Origin of the sequence: Pantoea sp. ACRSC, from assembly GCF_022346785.1 — a bacterium.
Taxonomy (GTDB): Bacteria; Pseudomonadota; Gammaproteobacteria; order Enterobacterales; family Enterobacteriaceae; genus Pantoea; species Pantoea alvi.
Genome location: NZ_JAKRNN010000002.1, coordinates 193,871 through 212,186, shown reverse-complemented (window position 1 = coordinate 212,186; position 18,316 = coordinate 193,871). Strand labels below are relative to the sequence as shown.

Genomic DNA, 18,316 nt, shown 5'->3' with positions numbered 1-18,316 from the left:
AAGACATAAAAAAAGGGCTTAATAGCCCAGTGTTGCGATTTCCTGATAACAAAAAACCCCGAAAAATCGGGGCTTTTTGTGACTGGACCCTGTACGCCGCTAAGCGGCTCGGCACCGTCCAGAAGAATTTTTTTCAAAACTCGCTGCGATGCGCCCGTCGATGCATACAGTATATTTGAAAAAGAACTCTAAGGGAAAGTGGTTGCGGGGGCCGGATTTGAACCGACGACCTTCGGGTTATGAGCCCGACGAGCTACCAGGCTGCTCCACCCCGCGTCCGAAAACGTGACGAATGTTACGCCGATCTTGCGATATTTGCAAGTAAAACTCAGATTTGGTACCGAGGACGGGACTTGAACCCGTAAGCCCAATCGGGCACTACCACCTCAAGGTAGCGTGTCTACCAATTCCACCACCTCGGCACTGTTCAGACCGCGACTTGAATCTGTCGCGTCGCAAGCATGACGATCTTATTTCGGGATATCGTTACCCGGCGTTGCCGGTTGTGCAGGCTGAGTCGATTGCGTTGACTGCGCCGGCGCTGACAGATTTTCCCACTCGCTTCCTTTTGAAGTCTTATTGGTGTTCAGGTTACCCAGAACAAGGCTGATGATGAAGAACAGTGCCGCGAGAATGCCGGTGGTGCGAGTCATGAAGTTACCTGAACCCGTAGAACCGAACAGCGTTGCGGATGCGCCTGCACCGAATGAGGCTCCCATATCAGCGCCTTTACCTTGCTGCAGCATAATCAGACCCACAAGGGCGATGGCTACAATAAGGAAGATAACTAAAAGAGCTTCGTACATAATCAACCTGTTTCCTTGCGCGATAACCGCACAGTTAAGCTTCAGCCAGTATAGATGGGCCGTGTCGTCATCACCCATCAGAAGCGGGTGTGAATACTAACCAAAGGCGCCCCCCTCTGCAAGGGTAATTTTCACCGCCGCGATCGACTGCGGAAAAAAGCGCCACCCTGATGATTTTAACGGCGGATCGGCGTAAAACCGACCGCCGTTTGCGCCTTAAACGGCTTTGACCTGCTCGGCGATGCGATGCGCCAGTTCGGTTACCTGCGCTTCGTTTTCCCCTTCGACCATTACGCGAATCAGTGGCTCGGTGCCCGATTTACGCAGCAGCACGCGTCCGCGTCCAGCCAGGGTCTTTTCCACCTCCGCCGTCACGCTTTTTACCGTCTCGTCTTCCAGCGGGTCGCCGGATCCGCTGAAGCGCACGTTGACCAGCACCTGCGGCAGCATCTTCATGCCGCTACACAGATCGTGCAGGCTCATATGGTTGCGCACCATTGCAGTGAGTACTTGCAAACTTGCCACAATGCCGTCGCCGGTGGTGGTTTTGTCCAGCAGAATAACGTGGCCGGAATTTTCCGCGCCGAGACGCCAGTGCTTCTCCTGCATCTTTTCCAGCACGTAGCGGTCGCCTACTTTGGCCCGGGCGAAAGGAATGCCGAGCTGCTTCAGCGCCAGCTCGAGGCCCATATTGCTCATCAGCGTGCCGACCACGCCGCCGCGCAGCTGGCCCTGGCGCAGACCCTCGCGCGCAATGATATAGAGGATCTGGTCGCCGTCGACCCTGGCGCCCAGGTGGTCAACCATCATGATGCGGTCGCCGTCGCCGTCGTAAGCCAGGCCGATATCCGCCTTCTCCGCCAGCACGCGCTGCTGCAGCATACGCAGATCGGTCGCGCCGCACTCTTTATTGATATTCATGCCGTCGGGCTGAGTGGCGATAGCGATAACGGTGGCGCCCAGCTCGCGCAGCACGTTCGGCGCGATGTGGTAGGTGGCGCCGTTTGCGCAGTCGACCACGATTTTCAGGCCGTTAAGGCTCAGCTCGCTCGGGAAGGTACCCTTACAGAACTCAATATAGCGGCCGGCGGCATCCACGATACGGCTGGCGCGGCCCAGCTCGGCGGACTCAACGCAGGTCAGCGGCTTCTCCATTTCCAGCTCAATCGCCTCCTCTACCTCGTCCGGCAGCTTGGTGCCTTCGGCGGAGAAGAACTTGATGCCGTTGTCGTCAAACGGGTTGTGCGACGCGGAGATAACGATGCCCGCTTCGGCGCGGAAGGTGCGCGTCAGGTAGGCGATAGCGGGCGTCGGCATCGGGCCGGTAAAAGCAGCGGATAAGCCCGCCGCCGCCAGGCCTGCTTCCAGCGCCGACTCCAGCATATAGCCAGAGATACGCGTATCTTTGCCGATCAGCACCTTTCTTGAGCCGTGGCGCGCCAGCACTTTACCCGCCGCCCAGCCCAGCTTCAGTACAAAGTCAGGGGTGATTGGCGCTTCGCCGACCTTGCCGCGAATGCCGTCCGTACCGAAATATTTACGATTACTCATGCCTTAATTATCCTTTTGCTCTCCGTGTCGCTTCGACAACGCGCATCGCCTCGACCGTCTCTTTAACGTCATGTACGCGAACGATTTGCGCGCCCTGCATCGCGGCGATCACTGCGCAGGTCAGACTGCCCGTCAGACGCTGCGAAGGCCCGACGTTAAGCAGCTGACCAATCATAGATTTACGCGACATGCCCACCAGCAGCGGCAGTTCGAAATGGTGAAAATGGCTCAGGTGGGCCAGCAGCTCATAGTTGTGGTTGAGATTCTTACCGAAACCGAAGCCAGGGTCGAGCAGCAGATGCTCTTTTTTGATGCCGGCGGCCTCGCAGCGCGCAATCTGATTTACGAAGTAAGCATCCACTTCACTTACAACATCGCGATATTCCGGCGCCTGCTGCATAGTGCGCGGCTCGCCCTGCATATGCATCAGGCAGACCGGCAAATTAGCCGCCGCCGCCGCCTCCAGCGCGCCAGGCTCGGAGAGCGAGCGAATATCGTTAATGATGTGAGCGCCCGCTCGCGCCGCTTCGCGGATAACCTCAGCTTTCGAGGTATCTACCGAAATCCATACCTCGAAACGCTGCGCTATCGCCTCTACCACCGGAATGACGCGCGCCAGCTCCTCATCCACGCTTACCTCGTCCGCGCCCGGACGAGTCGACTCGCCGCCGACGTCGATGATAGTGGCACCCGCGTTAACCATTTCGTTGGTATGCGTCAGCGCCTCGACCAGCGAATTATGTTTTCCACCATCGGAGAAGGAGTCCGGCGTGACATTCAAAATACCCATCACATGGGGAAACGACAGATCGAGATGGGCATCACGGGCGTACAACTTCATGGGGAAACTCTCCTCTGATTACCTGATTACGGATGTAAAAAACCCCGGACCAGCCGGGGTTTTTGCAAGGGTGAAACCCTGTTACTTGTCGAACTGCTCTGACATGGTGTTGCCAGGATTCGGCGTACGCGGCTCATCGACCGGACGCGGCGCCTTTGGCGTACCGTTGCTGTCGGAGTTGCTGCCCGGATCTTCCCAGCCCGCTGGCGGACGCACTTCGCGGCGCGCCATCAGGTCGTCGATCTGCGGCGCGTCGATGGTTTCATACTTCATCAGCGCGTCTTTCATCGCGTGAAGGATGTCCATGTTCTCGCTCAGAATCCGGCGCGCGCGCTGGTAGTTGCTGTCGATCAGGTGTTTAACTTCCTGGTCGATAATGCGCGCGGTTTCGTCAGACATATGTTTCGCTTTCGCCACGGAGCGGCCAAGGAATACCTCGCCCTCTTCTTCCGCATAGAGCAGCGGGCCCAGTTTTTCCGAGAAGCCCCACTGCGTCACCATGTTGCGCGCCAGGTTAGTGGCCACTTTGATGTCGTTGGAAGCGCCGGTGGAAACGTGTTCCGCACCGTAAATAATCTCTTCAGCCAGGCGACCGCCATAGAGGGTAGAGATCTGGCTTTCCAGCTTCTGACGGCTGGCGCTGATCGCATCCCCTTCCGGCAGGAAGAAGGTCACGCCGAGCGCACGTCCGCGCGGAATAATCGTCACCTTGTGTACCGGATCGTGTTCCGGCACCAGGCGGCCGATAATAGCGTGGCCCGCTTCGTGGTAGGCGGTAGATTCTTTCTGCGCTTCCGTCATCACCATAGAGCGACGTTCCGCACCCATCATGATTTTGTCTTTCGCTTTCTCGAACTCAACCATTGATACCACGCGCTTATTGCCGCGGGCGGCGAACAGCGCCGCTTCGTTCACCAGGTTAGCGAGATCCGCACCGGAGAAGCCCGGCGTACCGCGCGCGATGATGCCTGCGTCGATATCGGTCGCCAGCGGCACGCGGCGCATATGCACTTTCAGAATCTGTTCACGACCGCGCACGTCCGGCAGACCAACCACGACCTGACGGTCAAAACGGCCTGGACGCAGCAGCGCCGGGTCGAGAACGTCTGGACGGTTAGTCGCGGCGATAACGATGATACCTTCGTTGCCTTCAAAGCCATCCATCTCAACCAGCATCTGGTTCAGGGTCTGTTCACGTTCGTCGTGACCACCACCTAAACCTGCACCGCGCTGACGACCGACGGCGTCGATCTCATCAATAAAGATGATGCAAGGCGCAGCTTTCTTGGCCTGTTCGAACATGTCGCGCACGCGAGATGCGCCGACGCCCACGAACATTTCCACGAAGTCAGAACCGGAAATAGTAAAGAACGGCACTTTCGCTTCACCCGCGATAGCTTTCGCCAGCAGGGTTTTACCGGTACCCGGCGGGCCCACCATCAGCACGCCTTTGGGAATTTTACCGCCCAGCTTCTGGAAGCGGCTCGGTTCGCGCAGATACTCGACCAGTTCACCCACTTCCTCTTTTGCTTCGTCGCAGCCTGCCACGTCAGCGAAAGTGGTTTTGATCTGATCTTCCGTCAGCATACGGGCTTTGCTCTTGCCAAAGGACATCGCGCCTTTGCCGCCGCCGCCCTGCATCTGACGCATAAAGAAGATCCACACGCCAATCAGCAGCAGCATTGGGAACCAGGAGATAAAGATCGAAGCCAGCAGGCTCGGCTCTTCCGGCGGTTCGCCAACCACTTTGACGTTTTTGGTCAACAGGTTATCGAGTAACTTGGGATCGTTGACAGGAATGTAGGTCGTGTATTTATTACTGTCTTTCTTGATTACGTTAATCTCACGCCCGTTAATACGTGCCTCGCGGACCTGATCCTGGTTCACTTCCGACAGGAAGGTTGAATAATCAACCCTACGGCCATTCGACTCGCTGGGCCCAAAGCTCTGGAATACTGACATCAGCACGACCGCGATGACTAACCAGAGAATCAGGTTTTTCGCCATGTCACTCAAGGGATTAACCTCATATTACAACGGTGTTAACAGACAGCGTAGGGTACTATATATCCTTCATACATGGAATCGCGGCCGGTGGGCTGCAACTTCATCAATTGGGCTATAGTTTGCGCCCTGTCGCCACAATGTACACTTCGCGCGAACGAGATCGCGAAGCGTCCGGCTTACGAATTTTCACTTTCGTAAACAGGGAGCGAATTTCCCGCAGGTATTCATCGAAGCCATCTCCCTGAAACACTTTCACTACAAAACTGCCGCCCGGTGCCAGGATATCCCGACACATTTCAAGCGCCAGTTCAACCAAATACATCGACCGGGGAATATCGACTGCCGGCGTCCCACTCATATTGGGCGCCATATCCGACATGACCACCTGCACTTTCTGATCCCCTACGCGATCGAGCAGCGCCTTGATCACCGATTCTTCACGGAAATCGCCCTGAAGGAAATCGACACCAACGATAGGATCCATCGGCAGAATGTCGCAGGCGATAACGCGTCCCGAAGAGCCGATCTGCTGGACCACATATTGCGACCAGCCGCCGGGTGCAGCACCCAGATCTACCACGGTCATACCGGGTTTGAAAAGCTTGTCACCCTGTTGTATTTCATCAAGTTTAAACCAGGCGCGCGAACGCAACCCTTTTTTCTGTGCCTGAAGCACATATTTATCGCTAAAGTGTTCCTGTAACCAGCGGCTAGAGCTGGCCGAACGCTTTTTACCCGTCATAATTTTCTCAACTAAATCGTCATCGCAGCGATAAACCTGCACGCAATGGGTTGCGTTGATTTGGTGATAACCCCGAGATGGCGGTAGAATGAACCGTTTTCAATCCCTGAGTAAGCAAAAAATACGATGAATCTAAGTACCAAACAAAAACAGCACCTGAAAGGCCTCGCCCATCCACTGAAACCTGTGGTCATGATCGGTGGCAATGGCCTGACCGAAGGCGTGCTGGCCGAAATCGAATCCGCGCTGGAGCATCACGAGCTGATCAAGGTAAAAATCGCCTCGGAAGACCGTGAAACCAAACAGCTGATCGTTGAGGCAATCGTGCGTGAAACCAAAGCCAGCAACGTGCAGGTGATCGGTAAAACGCTGGTGCTGTATCGCCCTTCTAAAGAGAGCAAGATTTCTCTGCCGCGCTAAACGCGTCGCCGGGCAACCGGCCAGAGAAAGTGCCATGCTCCTGCATGGGTTAAAAGGCCGCATCGCGGCCTTTTCCATTCTTTACATACAACCTCTACGCTGTTCAAAGCGTAGCTCTCTCTTAAAGGTATTCCACTTTAAGAATTTCGTACTCAACATCGCCGCCCGGGGTTTTGATAATGGTCACATCGTCCACCTCTTTACCTACCAGACCGCGCGCCATCGGCGAGTTGACCGAAATCAGATTTTGCTTAAAGTCCGCTTCGTCGTCGCCCACGATGCGATAGGTCGACTCTTCGTCGGTATCGGTGTTAAGCACGGTTACAGTGGCGCCGAAAATCACGCGGCCGTTGTTCGGCATCGTGGTGACGTCGATAACCTGCGCGTTAGAAAGCTTGGCTTCGATCTCCTGAATACGACCTTCGCAAAACCCCTGCTCTTCGCGCGCGGCGTGATACTCCGCGTTCTCTTTCAGATCGCCGTGCTCGCGCGCTTCAGCGATTGAGGCGATGATGCGCGGGCGTTTGACGGTTTTCAGTTCGTTCAGCTCTTCGCGCAGCTTTTCGGCGCCCCTTAACGTCATCGGAATCTGATTCATTTAAGCTCCTCGCTCTCTTTCCTGTTTTAACGGCGTCGTCCTGACCAGTGTCCACAGAAAAACCGGTTCTGCAGGGTCTGACCCTCGTTTTGCAAATAAAAGAATCCTGACCCGGAAAAGGTTCCGGGCCAGAAAGTGGTTTTGCATTTTGATACGTATTTTAACCCAGAGTTCCCTGCGGGTCATCGTTTACTTTCCACCGTAACGGGACGTAGTATTGACGCCTTCACCTGCCAGTTACCGCGAGATTATGCGATTTTCACGACTTGTTACCGGACTAACCTGTGCGTTTATGCTGCAGGCACAAGCAGCGCCCGTAGATGAATACATGCAGTATTTGCCGGATGGCGCCAATCTGGCGCTGATGGTGCAGAAGATAGGCGCCAGCACCCCAATAATCGATTATCACGGCAAACAGATGGCGTTGCCCGCCAGCACCATGAAGGTGATCACCGCGCTGGCGGCGCTGCTGGAACTGGGCGGCGACTACCGCTTTCAGACCACGCTGGAAACCAAAGGCGCCATCAGCGACGGCACGCTCAACGGCGATCTGGTCGCGCGCTTTGCCGGCGACCCGACGCTGAGCCGTCAGGATCTGCGCAATATGGTCGCCGCGCTGAAAAAGCAGGGCGTCACCCATATTAAAGGCAACCTGGTGATCGACACCTCGGTGTTCGCCAGCCATGACATGGCGCCAGGCTGGCCGTGGAACGATTTGACCCAGTGCTTCAGCGCGCCGCCGGGCGCGGCCATCGTTGATAAAAACTGTTTCTCCGTCTCGCTCTACAGCGCCAGCACGCCGGGCGAAACCGCCTTTGTGCGCATCGCCTCTTACTACCCCGCCCATATGTTCAGCCAGGTGCGCACTATCGGCCGCAACAGCGGCGAAGGACAGTATTGCGAACTGGACGTGGTGCCGGGCGAGCTTAACCGCTATACGCTGACCGGCTGCATGCGCCAGCGCGCGGAGCCGCTGCCGCTGGCGTTCGCCGTACAGGATGACGCCGCCTGGGCTGGAGAGATCCTCAAGCAGGAGCTGCGTCAGGCGGAGATTGATTACAGCGGTCACCTGGTGCGTCAGTCCCAGGTGACTTCGCCGGGCACCGTGCTGGCGTCGACCCAGTCCGCGCCCCTGCACACGCTGTTGCATACTATGCTGAAAAAGTCGGACAACATGATCGCCGACACGGTGTTCCGCACCATCGGCCATCACTATTTCAACGTGCCCGGCACCTTCCGCGCCGGATCGGACGCTATCCGCCGCATCCTGCGTGAGAAAGCCAATATTGATTTAGGCAACAGCATTCAGGTAGACGGTTCGGGGCTGTCGCGCCACGATCTGATCGCGCCGGATACCATGATGCAGGTGCTGCAGTACATTGCGAAAAACGACGCGACGCTGGACTACATCTCTATGCTGCCGCTGGCGGGCCACGACGGCACGCTGCAATATCGCGGCGGCCTGCACGAGGCGGGCGTTGACGGCAAAGTGTCGGCGAAAACCGGCTCGCTGCAGGGGGTCTATAATCTGGCTGGCTTTATCACCACCGCCAGCGGCGCGCGCGTCGCCTTTGTGCAGTACCTGTCGGGCTATGCGGTACCGCCGGAGGATCAGCGCACGCGGCGCATTCCGCTGGTGCGCTTCGAGAGCCGTCTCTATCGGGATATCTATCAAAACAACTAGCGTATGAAAATATTGATCGTTGAGGACGATGTACTGCTGCAGGGCGGCCTGACTCAGGCACTCAGCAGCCAGGGTTACGCCGTTGACTGCGCCGCCAGCGCCGCCGAGGCGGACGCGCTGCTGCACAGCGCGCAGTACAGTCTGATCGTGCTGGATCTCGGCCTGCCGGATCGCGACGGCGGCGATCTCCTGCGGCAGTGGCGGCGAGCCGGAATCGATCTGCCGGTGCTGATCCTGACCGCGCGCGACGCGCTCAGCGATCGCATCGAGGGGCTCGACGCCGGTGCCGACGACTATCTGATCAAGCCGCTGGCGCTGGCGGAGCTGCAGGCGCGCGTACGCGCCCTGATCCGCCGCTATCAGGGCCACAGCGACAACCTGCTGCGCCAGGGCGATCTGACGCTGAACCTCTCTTCGCAGCAGGTGCTGCTGGAGAATCAGCCGCTCGACGTGACGCCCAAAGAGTTTGCGCTGCTGACCCGTCTGCTGATGCGCATCGGGCAGAATGTGCATCGCGAAACGCTGCAGCAGGATCTCTACAGCTGGCAGGACGATACCGGCTCCAATACGCTGGAGGTGCATATCCACAATCTGCGCCGCAAGCTGGGCAAAGATCGCATCAAAACCGTGCGCGGCGTCGGCTATCGGCTGGAGAACCGTGAATGAACAGCATGCGTCAGCGCTTGCTGATTATGCTGGCGCTGATTCTGCTTACCTGTCAGATCATGAGCGCCTTCTGGCTGTGGCACGAAAGCCGCGAGCAGATTAGCTTTCTCGTCAACGAAACCCTCTCCGCAAAGGCGCGCAACGATCGCGTCGAAAATGAGATCCGCGAAGCGATCGCCTCGCTGCTGCTGCCCTCGGTGGTTATGGTCGGCCTGACGCTGGTGCTCTCCTTTTGGGCGATTAGCTGGATCGTCCGCCCGCTGCGAGCGCTGCAGACCAGCCTGGCGCAGCGCTCCGCCGATAACCTGACGCCGCTTGCCATTCAATCGGATATGGAAGAGGTGGCGGCGGTAACCGGCGCGATTAACCAGCTGCTGGCGCGCCTCGATCACACGCTGCAGCAGGAGCGGCTGTTCACGGCGGACGCCGCCCATGAGCTGCGCACCCCGCTCGCCGGGCTGCGCCTGCACCTTGAACTATTGCAGCAGCAGGGCGTGCCGCAGAGCGAGATGCTGGTGGCGCGTATCGATCAGCTGATGCATACCGTCGAGCAGTTGCTGATGCTGGCGCGTGCCAGCCAGGCGCTGGCCAGCGGCCACGCGCAGCCGGTGCGCTGGCTGACGGAAATTTTGCAGCCGCTGCAGCCGGAAATGCGCGAGCTGGTCGAACAGCGCCAGCAGCAGCTTGTCTGGCCAGACAAAGCGGTGGCGCAAAGCCAGGGCGAGCCGGTGCTGCTGCGCCTGCTGCTGCGCAATCTGCTGGAGAACGCCTCGCGCTATAGTCTACCTCAGAGCCAGATTGAAATTACGCTCGAAGAAAACGACGGGAATATCATTCTCAGCGTTATCGATGAGGGGCCGGGCATCGATCCCGACGCGGCGGAAGAGCTGACCAAAGCGTTTCGCCGTCGCGATCAGCGCTACGGCGGCAGCGGTCTGGGGCTGAATATCGTGCTGCGCATCCTGCAGATGCACTATGGCGAGCTGAAGCTCATTAATCGCAGCGATCGCAGCGGGCTAATCGCCCGCTGCACGCTGCCGTTGCGCCTGAACTGATCAGAAATGGGTATTCAGGCTGACGTAATAGGTCCGGCCTGATTCGTTATAGGTATTGGCGCCCGCGCCATAGAGCCAGGCACCGGTAGTGGCGTTGCCGGTGGTCTGCGCGTTGCCCTGGCGGTAGTGGCGCTTATCGAACAGGTTGTCGATGCCGAGCGTCACGCTGGCGAACTTATTCACCTCATAGGTGCCGCTCAGGCCGACCACTGAGTAAGGACTTACCTCATCGGTGGCGCTGCCGGTAACCGCATTACCTTTGTAGTCATACTTCTTCGGCACCTGCTTGCCGTACCAGGTCAGCGTGGATTGCAGCGACAGATCCTGCGTCGCCTGCCAGCTCAGCGTCGAGTTCAGCGTATAGTCGGGAATAATCGACAGGCGATCGCCGGTCTCTTTATTCTTGCTCTGCAGCATATAGGTGAAGTTGTTGTTCCAGCTAATGCTCTCCGTAACCGGAATATTGACCGTGCCTTCCAGCCCTTCCACCACCGCTTTCGGCACGTTCTCCCACTGATAGATGTCGGTGGTACCGTTAGAGGCTTTGCCGGACGGCGCATAGCCCGCTTCGATCTTGTTGCGGTAGTCGTTGCGGAACCAGGTCAGGCCCGCCTGATAGCCTTCATGCTTCCACTCCAGCCCAATCTCTTTGTTGATGCTGTTTTCCGCTTTCAGGTCTCGGTTGCCCTGCAGGTAACAGGCGCCGGTGCTGGCGGCGCAGCCCTGGCCGTTGCTGTAGAGCAGATAGTTCGGGTTGGTCTGATAAAGGCTCGGCGCTTTATAGGCGCGGCCAATGCCCATCTTCAGCGTGAAATCCTCCCCGAGCCCCTGAGAGAGATTAAGCGACGGACTCCAGTTATCGCCGACGATCGAATGGTGATCGAAGCGCAGGCTCGGCGTCAGCATAGTGCTGTCGGTCAGCTCCATATTGTCTTCGGCGAACAGCGAAAAGATTTCTGCCTGCGAATAGGGGCTGCGTCCGCTGCTGGCGATGCCCGGCACCGAACCGTTAGAAGCAACCTGGGTGGTCGACGAGGGATCTTTCATGCGCTGCTGGTTCCACTCGACGCCGAGGGTGGCGGTCTGGTTCACCAGCAGGTCGAACGGCACGCTGACTTCGCTGTGCAGCAGCACATCGTCCAGCTGAATGGTATTGAAGCCGCTGTTGGAGAAGATGCCTTCGGTGCCGCCGGCCAGCCCTTCATTGATGCGCGAGTTGCGCGTGTTCTCATAGCGCGCGTAGGTGTTGGTGCTGACGCCGTTATCCCAGGCGCCGGTCCACTTCACCGCGAAGTTCTGGCGGTAGAGACGGTTAGTCTCTTTGCCGTACAGGCTTTTTACCAGCGCGCTGGTATTGGTGTTCTGGGTATCGCCAGCATAGAGGTTGCCCTGACGGCTATAGCCCGCCTGCAACTCCAGCGCCTGCATCGGCGCGAACGCCCAGCGCAGCAGAGCGTTGATATCTTTGTTGACCACCCCTTCACGGCCGGCCGGATAGCTTCCGGCGTAGCTGCCGGTACGATCCGCCGCATGGCCTTCGTTGATGTCGTAAGCGTCCGCCTGGGTTTTCGCCAGGTTGCCGTAGAGACGGAAGCTGACGTCATCCCCCAGCGGCCCTTCCAGGCTAAAGTTGGTGCGGCGCGTGGCTCCCTCGTCCTTATGCTCCGGCACGTTGTAGTAGGCGTTCCAGGATCCGTGCCACTGCTGGTCATCATATTTTTTGGTGATGATGTTCACCACGCCGCCCGCCGCGCCGTTGCCGTAGCGCACCGCCGCCGGCCCGCGGATGACCTCAATGCGTTCAATCATCTCTGGCGGCACCCAGTTGGTGTCGCCGCGCGTATCCCGTTCGCCGCGCCAGCCGAGACGCACCGAGTTCCGGCTGGAAACCGGCATGCCGTCCACCAGAATCAGGGTATTTTCCGGCCCCATACCGCGAATATCGATCTGGCGATTGTTGCCGCGCTGGCCGCTGGTGGAGTTACCGGTGAGGTTGACGCCGGGCATGGTGCGGATGATTTCCGATACGTCGCGCGCAGGCGGACGCTTTTTAATTTCATCGGCGGTAATGGTGGAGACGCCTGGCGCCTGCAGGTTCTGCTGCGCCGCGCTTACCACCAGCGTATCGACGGTGCCGGACGCTGAAGAGGTGCTGGTGTCGGCCGCCTGCGCGCTGGTCGCGGCCAGACCGAGTTCAATGAGAATGGCTAATGACAAACGGGATAATGTAGGCATTTTTTATGTTCCTGGATTGCCTGCGAAAACCTTATCGTCTCCTGCAGGCGCGCCGGTAAAAGAGTCATTCCTTGCGAGCAAGCATTCCAGCCGCGCCCAGGCTCTCCTTTGCGGAACATCCGTCTGATAACACAGGCTGATGAGGCTGGCGGAACGCGCGCGCTCCGCGATGTTGGAGCGGGAAACACCCTATTGCAAATGCAAATAATTATCAATAGTATTCTTCATAACATCCGTGCAGCTTTGCGCGCTTCTGGCCCAGTAAATAAGCTCTCTATGACGTGGTTAACCAACGAAACCGGCAGTGACTCCTGGTGGCGAACATTACAGCAGCAGGGTCTTCCCCTTATCGAACCCGCCGATGATGGCGAATGCGGCGTCACCTTTTTCTGGCGCGATCCGCAGGGAAGTGAAACCACCTCCTCTACGCGCCGCGTCTGGATCAATATCACCGGCGTGACCGATCACCATCAGCGCGCCGCCCCCCGCTCTCTCAGCCGCATCCCTGGCACCGACGTCTGGTACTGGCGCACACAGCTGCCAGCCAGCTGGCGCGGCAGCTACTGCCTGATGCCCGACAGCGATGCCGCCGCCTTCGCGGGCGAGCCGGATATGGCGACCCTGCGCGCCTGGTGGCGCGAAAAATTCCTCACCGCGCAGGCGGATCCGCTCAATCCGCTACGCGGCTGGGCGGGCGGGCGCGGCATGCACGTCTCGCCGCTGCATCTGCCGGGCGCACCCGATCAGCGCGTCTGGCAGGCGGTTGATAGCGGCCGCGCCCCCGCCCTGCCGCTGCAGCACCATATCTGGCAGAGCGCGCGCCTCGGCAACTGCCGCTCGGTGTGGATCTACGCCACCGGCGAGGCGCAGTCGACCGAACGTCCGCTGGCGCTGCTGCTGGACGGCCAGTTCTGGGCCAACAGCATGCCGATCGCCTGGCCGCTGCAGCAGCTTACCGACGCCGGTGAGCTGCCGCCGGCGGTCTACGTCATGATCGACATCATCGATCGCGAACACCGCAGCCGCGAACTCCCCTGCAACCCCGACTTCTGGCTGGCTCTGCAGGAAGAGCTACTGCCGCAGCTGCAGGGCTGGGCGCCGCATCGCATCAGCGCCGCCGAGACGCTGGTAAGCGGACAGAGCTTCGGCGGCCTGTCGGCCGTCTATGCCGCACTTAACTGGCCGCGCCAGTTCGGCGGCGCCATCAGCCTTTCCGGCTCGTTCTGGTGGCCGGAACGCGGCCAGCCTGACGGCAGGCTGATCCAGCAGCTGCAGCAGGGCGACTACCGTCAGACGCCGTCGCGCTTTTATCTGGAGGCGGGACGTCGCGAGCAGCTGATTTATAAAGCAAACCAACAGCTTCAGCAGGAGCTGTGCGCCGCAGGGCACCAGGTCATTTTTCATCCGGTCGACGGCGGCCACGACGCGCTTTGCTGGCGCGGCGGCCTGCTCAATGGACTGAAAGCAATGTGGCAGCATCTTCTTTAAATCGCCTGGCTAGCCCGACTGTTGCGGGCAGGAGACCGATATGCAACCCAATCCCTTTGACGATCCGCAGCAGGATTGTCTTGTGCTGATCAACGATCGCCAGCAGTACAGCCTCTGGCCCGCTTTTCGCGCCCTGCCCGCTGGCTGGCGCAGCCTCTTCGGCCCGCAGCCGCAGGCGGAATGCCTGAGCTGGCTCAATGCGAACTGGCGCGATATTCGCCCGGCCCACCCGACCACCAACCGGAGCGACCATGTCTGAGACGCTGATGAACCCACACCATACCGACCAGAAAATCCTGCCGCTGGTGGCGGCGCAGCCCGGCATCTGGATGGCCGATCAGCTGTCGCAGCAGACTAACGCCTATGCGGTCGCGCACTTTGTCGAGCTGCGCGGCGAGCTGGACGGCGCGCTGCTGAGCAAAGCGATCGTCGCCGGTATGCAGGAGGCGGATACGCTGAACATGGCGTTTGGCGAGCATGAAGGCGAAGCGGTGCAGTGGCTGTCGCCGCAGACGTTCACCCTGCCTGAGATCCTCGATCTGCGTCAGCACGCCGATCCTGACGCCGCCGCCCGCGAACTGATGCGCGCCGATATGGCTGGCGATCTGCGCGTACTGAGCGGCGCGCCGCTGTGGCATCACCAGCTGATGCGCCTGGGCGAGCAGCGCTGGTTCTGGTATCAGCGCTATCATCACCTGGTGGTGGACGGCTTTAGCTTCACTGCTCTGACGCGCCGCATCGCCAACCTTTACACCGCATGGATGCGCGGTGAAACGCCGCAGCCGACGCCTTTTACCCCCTTCAGCGAGGTGGTCGAAGAGTATCAGCGCTATCAGGCTTCGCCGAGCTGGCAGCGGGATCGCGACTTCTGGCGCGAGAAAAGCGCGCAGCTGCCGCCGCCCGCCTCAATTTCTCCCCTGCCGCTGGCCGGACAGAGCGCCAGCACCGCGCTGCTGCGCCATACCTTCTCGCCAGATAGCACGCACTTTCAGACGCTGGTTCAGCAGATGGGCATCAGCGCGGCCGATGCTGCTTTTGCGCTGGTGGCGCTCTGGCTGGCGCGCCTGAGCGGCCAGAATGATTTCGCCGCCGGCTTTATCTTTATGCGCCGTATCGGCTCCGCGGCGCTCTGCGCCACCGGCCCCGTCATTAACGTACTGCCGATGGCGGTGCATTACGATCCCGCCCAACCGCTCAGCGCGCTGGCGCGTCAGCTGGCCGCGGAAGTGAAAAAGATGCGTCGCCATCAGCGCTTTGACGCCGAACAGGTGCAGCGCGACGCCGGCCGGCTCGGCGACGGCGATCCCCTCTACGGCCCGGTGATCAACCTGAAGATGTTCGACTATCAGCTCGACTTCAACGGGGTCGAAGGGATAACGCATCAGCTGGCGTCAGGCCCGGTGCGCGATTTGGAAATCGCGATCTATATCAGCGAACAGGGCGAACTGACGCTGGAGCTGCTGGCCAACGCCGCACGCTATCAGCAGGCGGTGCTGACGCAGCACGCCAGCCGTTTCGATCTGCTGCTGCGGCAGCTGACGGCGCAGCCGGATCGCCCCTGCGGCGAGCTGGATCTGCTGACCGAGGCGGAACATCAGCAGCTGGAGACGATCAACCAGACCGCGATGCCGCTGCCGGAGGCCACCCTCGACAGCCTGCTGCAGGCGCAGGTGCTGCGCACCCCCAACGCGCCCGCGCTGGCGGACGATCGCCACCAGCTCAGCTATCGCGAGATGCGCCAGCAGGTCGAGGCGCTGGGGCAGCAGCTGATCGCCAGCGGCGTGCAGCGCGGCGATATCGTCGCCGTGGCGCTGCCGCGCGCGGTGTTTCTGTCGCTGGCGCTGCAGGCAATTGTCAGCGTCGGCGCGACTTATCTGCCGCTGGATACCGGCTATCCCGACGATCGTCTGCAGATGATGCTGGAGGATGCCGCACCGAAAACGCTGATCGTCAGCCGCGCGCTGGAGACCCGCTTCGCCGCGCTGTCGCCGGTCGCCCCGCTCTTCTATGACGCGCTGCTGCCTGAGGTCGCCGCGCCCGCGCAGCCGCAGCCGCCGCGCCCGCAGGATGGCGCCTATCTTATTTACACTTCCGGCTCGACCGGCCGCCCGAAAGGGGTGCTGGTGGGCCATGAGGCGATCGTCAACCGTCTGCTGTGGATGCAGGCGAGCTATTCGCTCACCGCCGACGACGTGGTCTTGCAGAAAACGCCCAGCAGCTTCGACGTTTCGGTGTGGGAGTTTTTCTGGCCGCTGATGACGGGCGCGCAGCTGGTCATGGCGCCGCCGGACGCGCACCGCGATCCCGACGCGCTGCAGCAGCTCTTCGCGCGCTATCGCGTCACCACCACCCACTTTGTTCCCTCAATGCTGGCGGCCTTTGTCGCCTCGCTGCAGGAGGAGGAGGCCGTGGCGCGCTGCGCCAGCCTGCGCCGCGTCTTCTGCAGCGGCGAGGCGCTGCCCGCCGATCTGTCGCGCCAGTGGGAAGCCCTGACCGGGGTGCCGCTGCACAACCTTTACGGCCCGACCGAGGCGGCGGTGGACGTTAGCTACTACCCCGCGTTCGGCCCGGAGCTGGCGGCGGTAGAGGGTGCCAGCGTGCCGATCGGCTTCCCGGTCTGGAATACCGGCCTGCGCATCCTTGACGCGCGCCTGCAGCCGGTTCCGCCCGGCGTCGCGGGCGATCTCTATCTTACCGGCGTGCAGCTGGCGCACGGCTACCTCGATCGTCCCGACCTTACCGCCAGCCGCTTCGTCGCCGACCCGTTCGGCGACGGCACGCGCATGTACCGCACCGGCGACGTGGCGCGCTGGCTCGCTAACGGCGCGGTGGAATATCTGGGCCGCAGCGACGATCAGCTAAAGATTCGTGGACAGCGCATTGAGCTGAACGAGATCGACCATGCGCTGGCGGCGCAGCCCGGCGTGCAGCAGGCGGTCACGCACGCGGTGGTGCTGGGCAACGCCGACGCGCAGCAGGGCGACGCGCGTCAGCTGGTGGGCTATGTGGTGGCAGACCGCCCCGTTGATGGCGAGGCGATGCGCGCTGCGCTGGCGCAGCAGCTGCCCGCCCATATGGTGCCGGTGGCGATCGTTGCGCTGGAGGCGCTGCCGCTCAGCAGCAACGGCAAGCTGGATCGCAAAGCCCTGCCGCTGCCGCAGAGTCGCGCGCACGATGCGGGTCGCGCGCCGCTGCCGGGGCTGGAGACGCAGCTGGCAGAGGCGTTCGCCGCGCTGCTGGCGCGCGACAGCGTCGGCGCGCAGGAGGATTTCTTTGCGCTCGGCGGCCATTCGCTGCTGGCGATGCGGCTGGCGGCGCAGCTGCGGCGCGAGCTGAAGCTGCCAGTTTCCGTCGGCCAGATTATGGTCGCCTCGACGGTTGAGAAGCTGGCAGCGCTGCTGAGCGATGCGCAGGCGGCGCAAAACGCCGGTTTTGAGCCGGTGCTGCCGCTGCGCGTCGGCAGCGGGCCGACGCTGTTCTGCTTCCATCCGGCGTCGGGCTTCGCCTGGCAGTTCAGCGTTCTGCAGCGTTACCTGGACGCGCGCTGGTCTGTCGTCGGCATTCAGTCGCCGGACGCCAGCGGCCCGCTGAATCAGGCGGCGCACCTGGATGCGGTGTGCGACGCCCATCTCGCCACGCTGCGGCAGCAGCAGCCGCACGGGCCTTACTATTTCCTCGGCTATTCGCTGGGCGGCACGCTGGCGCAGGGCATCGCCGCGCGGCTGGAAGCGCTCGGCGAAGAGGTCGCCTTCCTCGGCCTGCTTGATACCTGGCCGCCAGAGACGCAAAACTGGGATGAAAAACGCGGCGAGAACCAGCTGGATCCGGCGGTGCTGGAAGAGGTGAACCGCGAGCGCGAGCAGTTTGTTGCCGCGCAGCGTCAGCAGGCGGGCGAAGGGTTAGAGGCGATGTTCGACGCGATCGAAGCTAACTACGCCAGTTCGGTACGGCTGCTGGCGACGGCGCGCAGCGCGCGCTTCAGCGGCCGCGCCACGCTGTTCCTCGCCACCGAGACGCAGCAGCCGGGTCAGGATGCGCGTCGCGCCTGGGCGCCCTATGTCGGCGAGCTGGAGGTGCGGCCGCTGGCGTGCGCCCACGTTGAGATTATCTCGCCGCGTATGTTTGAACAGATCGGCCCGCAGCTGCAGCAGCTGCTGGCGAAGTTTGCCTGACCGCCTTTTTGGCAGAGAGCGGAGTTGCCTGAAAAGCGTCTCGCGCCAGGC

At 60.7% G+C, this 18,316-nt stretch carries 14 protein-coding genes and 2 tRNA genes; 7 read left to right on the top strand and 9 right to left on the bottom strand.

Annotation, left to right across the window (positions count from 1 at the left end; translation table 11 throughout):
- Positions 1–199: 199 nt before the first annotated feature.
- The 7 genes from MHZ97_RS04480 to rlmE form a co-directional block, all read right to left on the bottom strand.
- A tRNA-Met gene (locus tag MHZ97_RS04480) sits at positions 200–276 on the bottom strand.
- A gap of 59 nt (positions 277–335) precedes the next feature.
- Positions 336–422, bottom strand: a tRNA-Leu gene (locus tag MHZ97_RS04475).
- 48 nt (positions 423–470) lie between these two features.
- A complete protein-coding gene (gene secG / locus MHZ97_RS04470; protein ID WP_103794032.1) occupies positions 471–806 on the bottom strand; it encodes a preprotein translocase subunit SecG in 336 nt (111 codons plus the stop codon).
- Positions 807–1,022: 216 nt separating this feature from the next.
- Entirely contained in the window at positions 1,023–2,357 is a 1,335-nt protein-coding gene (glmM, locus tag MHZ97_RS04465; RefSeq protein ID WP_103793788.1) for a phosphoglucosamine mutase, read from the bottom strand.
- Positions 2,358–2,364: 7 nt separating this feature from the next.
- Positions 2,365–3,198 carry a dihydropteroate synthase gene (gene folP / locus MHZ97_RS04460; protein WP_103793787.1) on the bottom strand — a complete coding sequence of 278 codons (834 nt, stop codon included), beginning with the start codon at positions 3,196–3,198 and terminating at the stop codon, positions 2,365–2,367.
- An 81-nt stretch (positions 3,199–3,279) separates the two neighbouring features.
- Positions 3,280–5,205 (bottom strand): ATP-dependent zinc metalloprotease FtsH, encoded by a 1,926-nt coding sequence (ftsH, locus tag MHZ97_RS04455; protein WP_033749306.1) that lies wholly within the window; start codon positions 5,203–5,205, stop codon positions 3,280–3,282.
- 112 nt (positions 5,206–5,317) lie between these two features.
- The gene (rlmE, locus tag MHZ97_RS04450) at positions 5,318–5,947 is read right to left on the bottom strand and encodes a 23S rRNA (uridine(2552)-2'-O)-methyltransferase RlmE (protein WP_033749635.1); all 630 of its coding nucleotides are present in this window, start codon (positions 5,945–5,947) and stop codon (positions 5,318–5,320) included.
- A 126-nt stretch (positions 5,948–6,073) separates the two neighbouring features.
- On the opposite strand from rlmE, the gene yhbY reads away from it, so the two are divergent.
- Entirely contained in the window at positions 6,074–6,367 is a 294-nt protein-coding gene (gene yhbY / locus MHZ97_RS04445) for a ribosome assembly RNA-binding protein YhbY (RefSeq protein ID WP_103793786.1), read from the top strand.
- Positions 6,368–6,488: 121 nt separating this feature from the next.
- On the opposite strand, the gene greA is transcribed toward yhbY, so the two are convergent.
- Positions 6,489–6,965, bottom strand: coding sequence for a transcription elongation factor GreA (greA, locus tag MHZ97_RS04440; protein WP_103793785.1), 477 nt, complete (start codon positions 6,963–6,965; stop codon positions 6,489–6,491).
- A gap of 250 nt (positions 6,966–7,215) precedes the next feature.
- On the opposite strand from greA, the gene dacB reads away from it, so the two are divergent.
- Genes dacB through pmrB form a run of 3 tightly spaced genes read left to right on the top strand, consistent with a single transcriptional unit; the run spans position 7,216 to position 10,370 of the window.
- Positions 7,216–8,649, top strand: coding sequence for a serine-type D-Ala-D-Ala carboxypeptidase (gene dacB / locus MHZ97_RS04435; RefSeq protein WP_103793784.1), 1,434 nt, complete (start codon positions 7,216–7,218; stop codon positions 8,647–8,649).
- A 3-nt stretch (positions 8,650–8,652) separates the two neighbouring features.
- Positions 8,653–9,315 (top strand): two-component system response regulator PmrA, encoded by a 663-nt coding sequence (gene pmrA, locus MHZ97_RS04430; protein ID WP_103793783.1) that lies wholly within the window; start codon positions 8,653–8,655, stop codon positions 9,313–9,315.
- On the top strand, positions 9,312–10,370 hold the full coding sequence (pmrB, locus tag MHZ97_RS04425; RefSeq protein WP_239313396.1) for a two-component system sensor histidine kinase PmrB: 1,059 nt from the start codon (positions 9,312–9,314) through the stop codon (positions 10,368–10,370). Before pmrA ends, pmrB begins: the two co-directional genes overlap by 4 nt.
- On the opposite strand, the gene MHZ97_RS04420 is transcribed toward pmrB, so the two are convergent.
- Positions 10,371–12,605 carry a TonB-dependent siderophore receptor gene (locus tag MHZ97_RS04420; protein WP_239313399.1) on the bottom strand — a complete coding sequence of 745 codons (2,235 nt, stop codon included), beginning with the start codon at positions 12,603–12,605 and terminating at the stop codon, positions 10,371–10,373. It abuts the gene before it with no gap.
- Positions 12,606–12,881: 276 nt separating this feature from the next.
- On the opposite strand from MHZ97_RS04420, the gene fes reads away from it, so the two are divergent.
- From fes to MHZ97_RS04405, 3 genes are read left to right on the top strand one after another with little or no spacing between them, the layout of a single operon-like run.
- The gene (gene fes, locus MHZ97_RS04415) at positions 12,882–14,093 is read left to right on the top strand and encodes an enterochelin esterase (protein WP_239313402.1); all 1,212 of its coding nucleotides are present in this window, start codon (positions 12,882–12,884) and stop codon (positions 14,091–14,093) included.
- 40 nt (positions 14,094–14,133) lie between these two features.
- Positions 14,134–14,352, top strand: coding sequence for an MbtH family protein (locus tag MHZ97_RS04410; RefSeq protein WP_103793779.1), 219 nt, complete (start codon positions 14,134–14,136; stop codon positions 14,350–14,352).
- Positions 14,345–18,265, top strand: coding sequence for an enterobactin synthase subunit F (locus MHZ97_RS04405; RefSeq protein ID WP_239313405.1), 3,921 nt, complete (start codon positions 14,345–14,347; stop codon positions 18,263–18,265). The genes MHZ97_RS04410 and MHZ97_RS04405 overlap by 8 nt, the downstream gene beginning before the upstream one ends.
- Positions 18,266–18,316 lie beyond the last annotated feature (51 nt).

What these genes read in the sequence shown, in the direction of transcription:
- dacB (WP_103793784.1), top strand. Translation starts at nt 7,216, where the DNA reads ATGCGATTTTCACGACTTGTTACCGGACTAACCTGTGCGTTTATGCTG.
- pmrA (WP_103793783.1), top strand. Translation starts at nt 8,653, where the DNA reads ATGAAAATATTGATCGTTGAGGACGATGTACTGCTGCAGGGCGGCCTG.
- greA (WP_103793785.1), bottom strand. Translation starts at nt 6,965, where the DNA reads ATGAATCAGATTCCGATGACGTTAAGGGGCGCCGAAAAGCTGCGCGAA.
- MHZ97_RS04405 (WP_239313405.1), top strand. Translation starts at nt 14,345, where the DNA reads ATGTCTGAGACGCTGATGAACCCACACCATACCGACCAGAAAATCCTG.
- rlmE (WP_033749635.1), bottom strand. Translation starts at nt 5,947, where the DNA reads ATGACGGGTAAAAAGCGTTCGGCCAGCTCTAGCCGCTGGTTACAGGAA.
- yhbY (WP_103793786.1), top strand. Translation starts at nt 6,074, where the DNA reads ATGAATCTAAGTACCAAACAAAAACAGCACCTGAAAGGCCTCGCCCAT.
- pmrB (WP_239313396.1), top strand. Translation starts at nt 9,312, where the DNA reads ATGAACAGCATGCGTCAGCGCTTGCTGATTATGCTGGCGCTGATTCTG.
- secG (WP_103794032.1), bottom strand. Translation starts at nt 806, where the DNA reads ATGTACGAAGCTCTTTTAGTTATCTTCCTTATTGTAGCCATCGCCCTT.
- glmM (WP_103793788.1), bottom strand. Translation starts at nt 2,357, where the DNA reads ATGAGTAATCGTAAATATTTCGGTACGGACGGCATTCGCGGCAAGGTC.
- fes (WP_239313402.1), top strand. Translation starts at nt 12,882, where the DNA reads ATGACGTGGTTAACCAACGAAACCGGCAGTGACTCCTGGTGGCGAACA.
- MHZ97_RS04410 (WP_103793779.1), top strand. Translation starts at nt 14,134, where the DNA reads ATGCAACCCAATCCCTTTGACGATCCGCAGCAGGATTGTCTTGTGCTG.
- ftsH (WP_033749306.1), bottom strand. Translation starts at nt 5,205, where the DNA reads ATGGCGAAAAACCTGATTCTCTGGTTAGTCATCGCGGTCGTGCTGATG.
- folP (WP_103793787.1), bottom strand. Translation starts at nt 3,198, where the DNA reads ATGAAGTTGTACGCCCGTGATGCCCATCTCGATCTGTCGTTTCCCCAT.
- MHZ97_RS04420 (WP_239313399.1), bottom strand. Translation starts at nt 12,605, where the DNA reads ATGCCTACATTATCCCGTTTGTCATTAGCCATTCTCATTGAACTCGGT.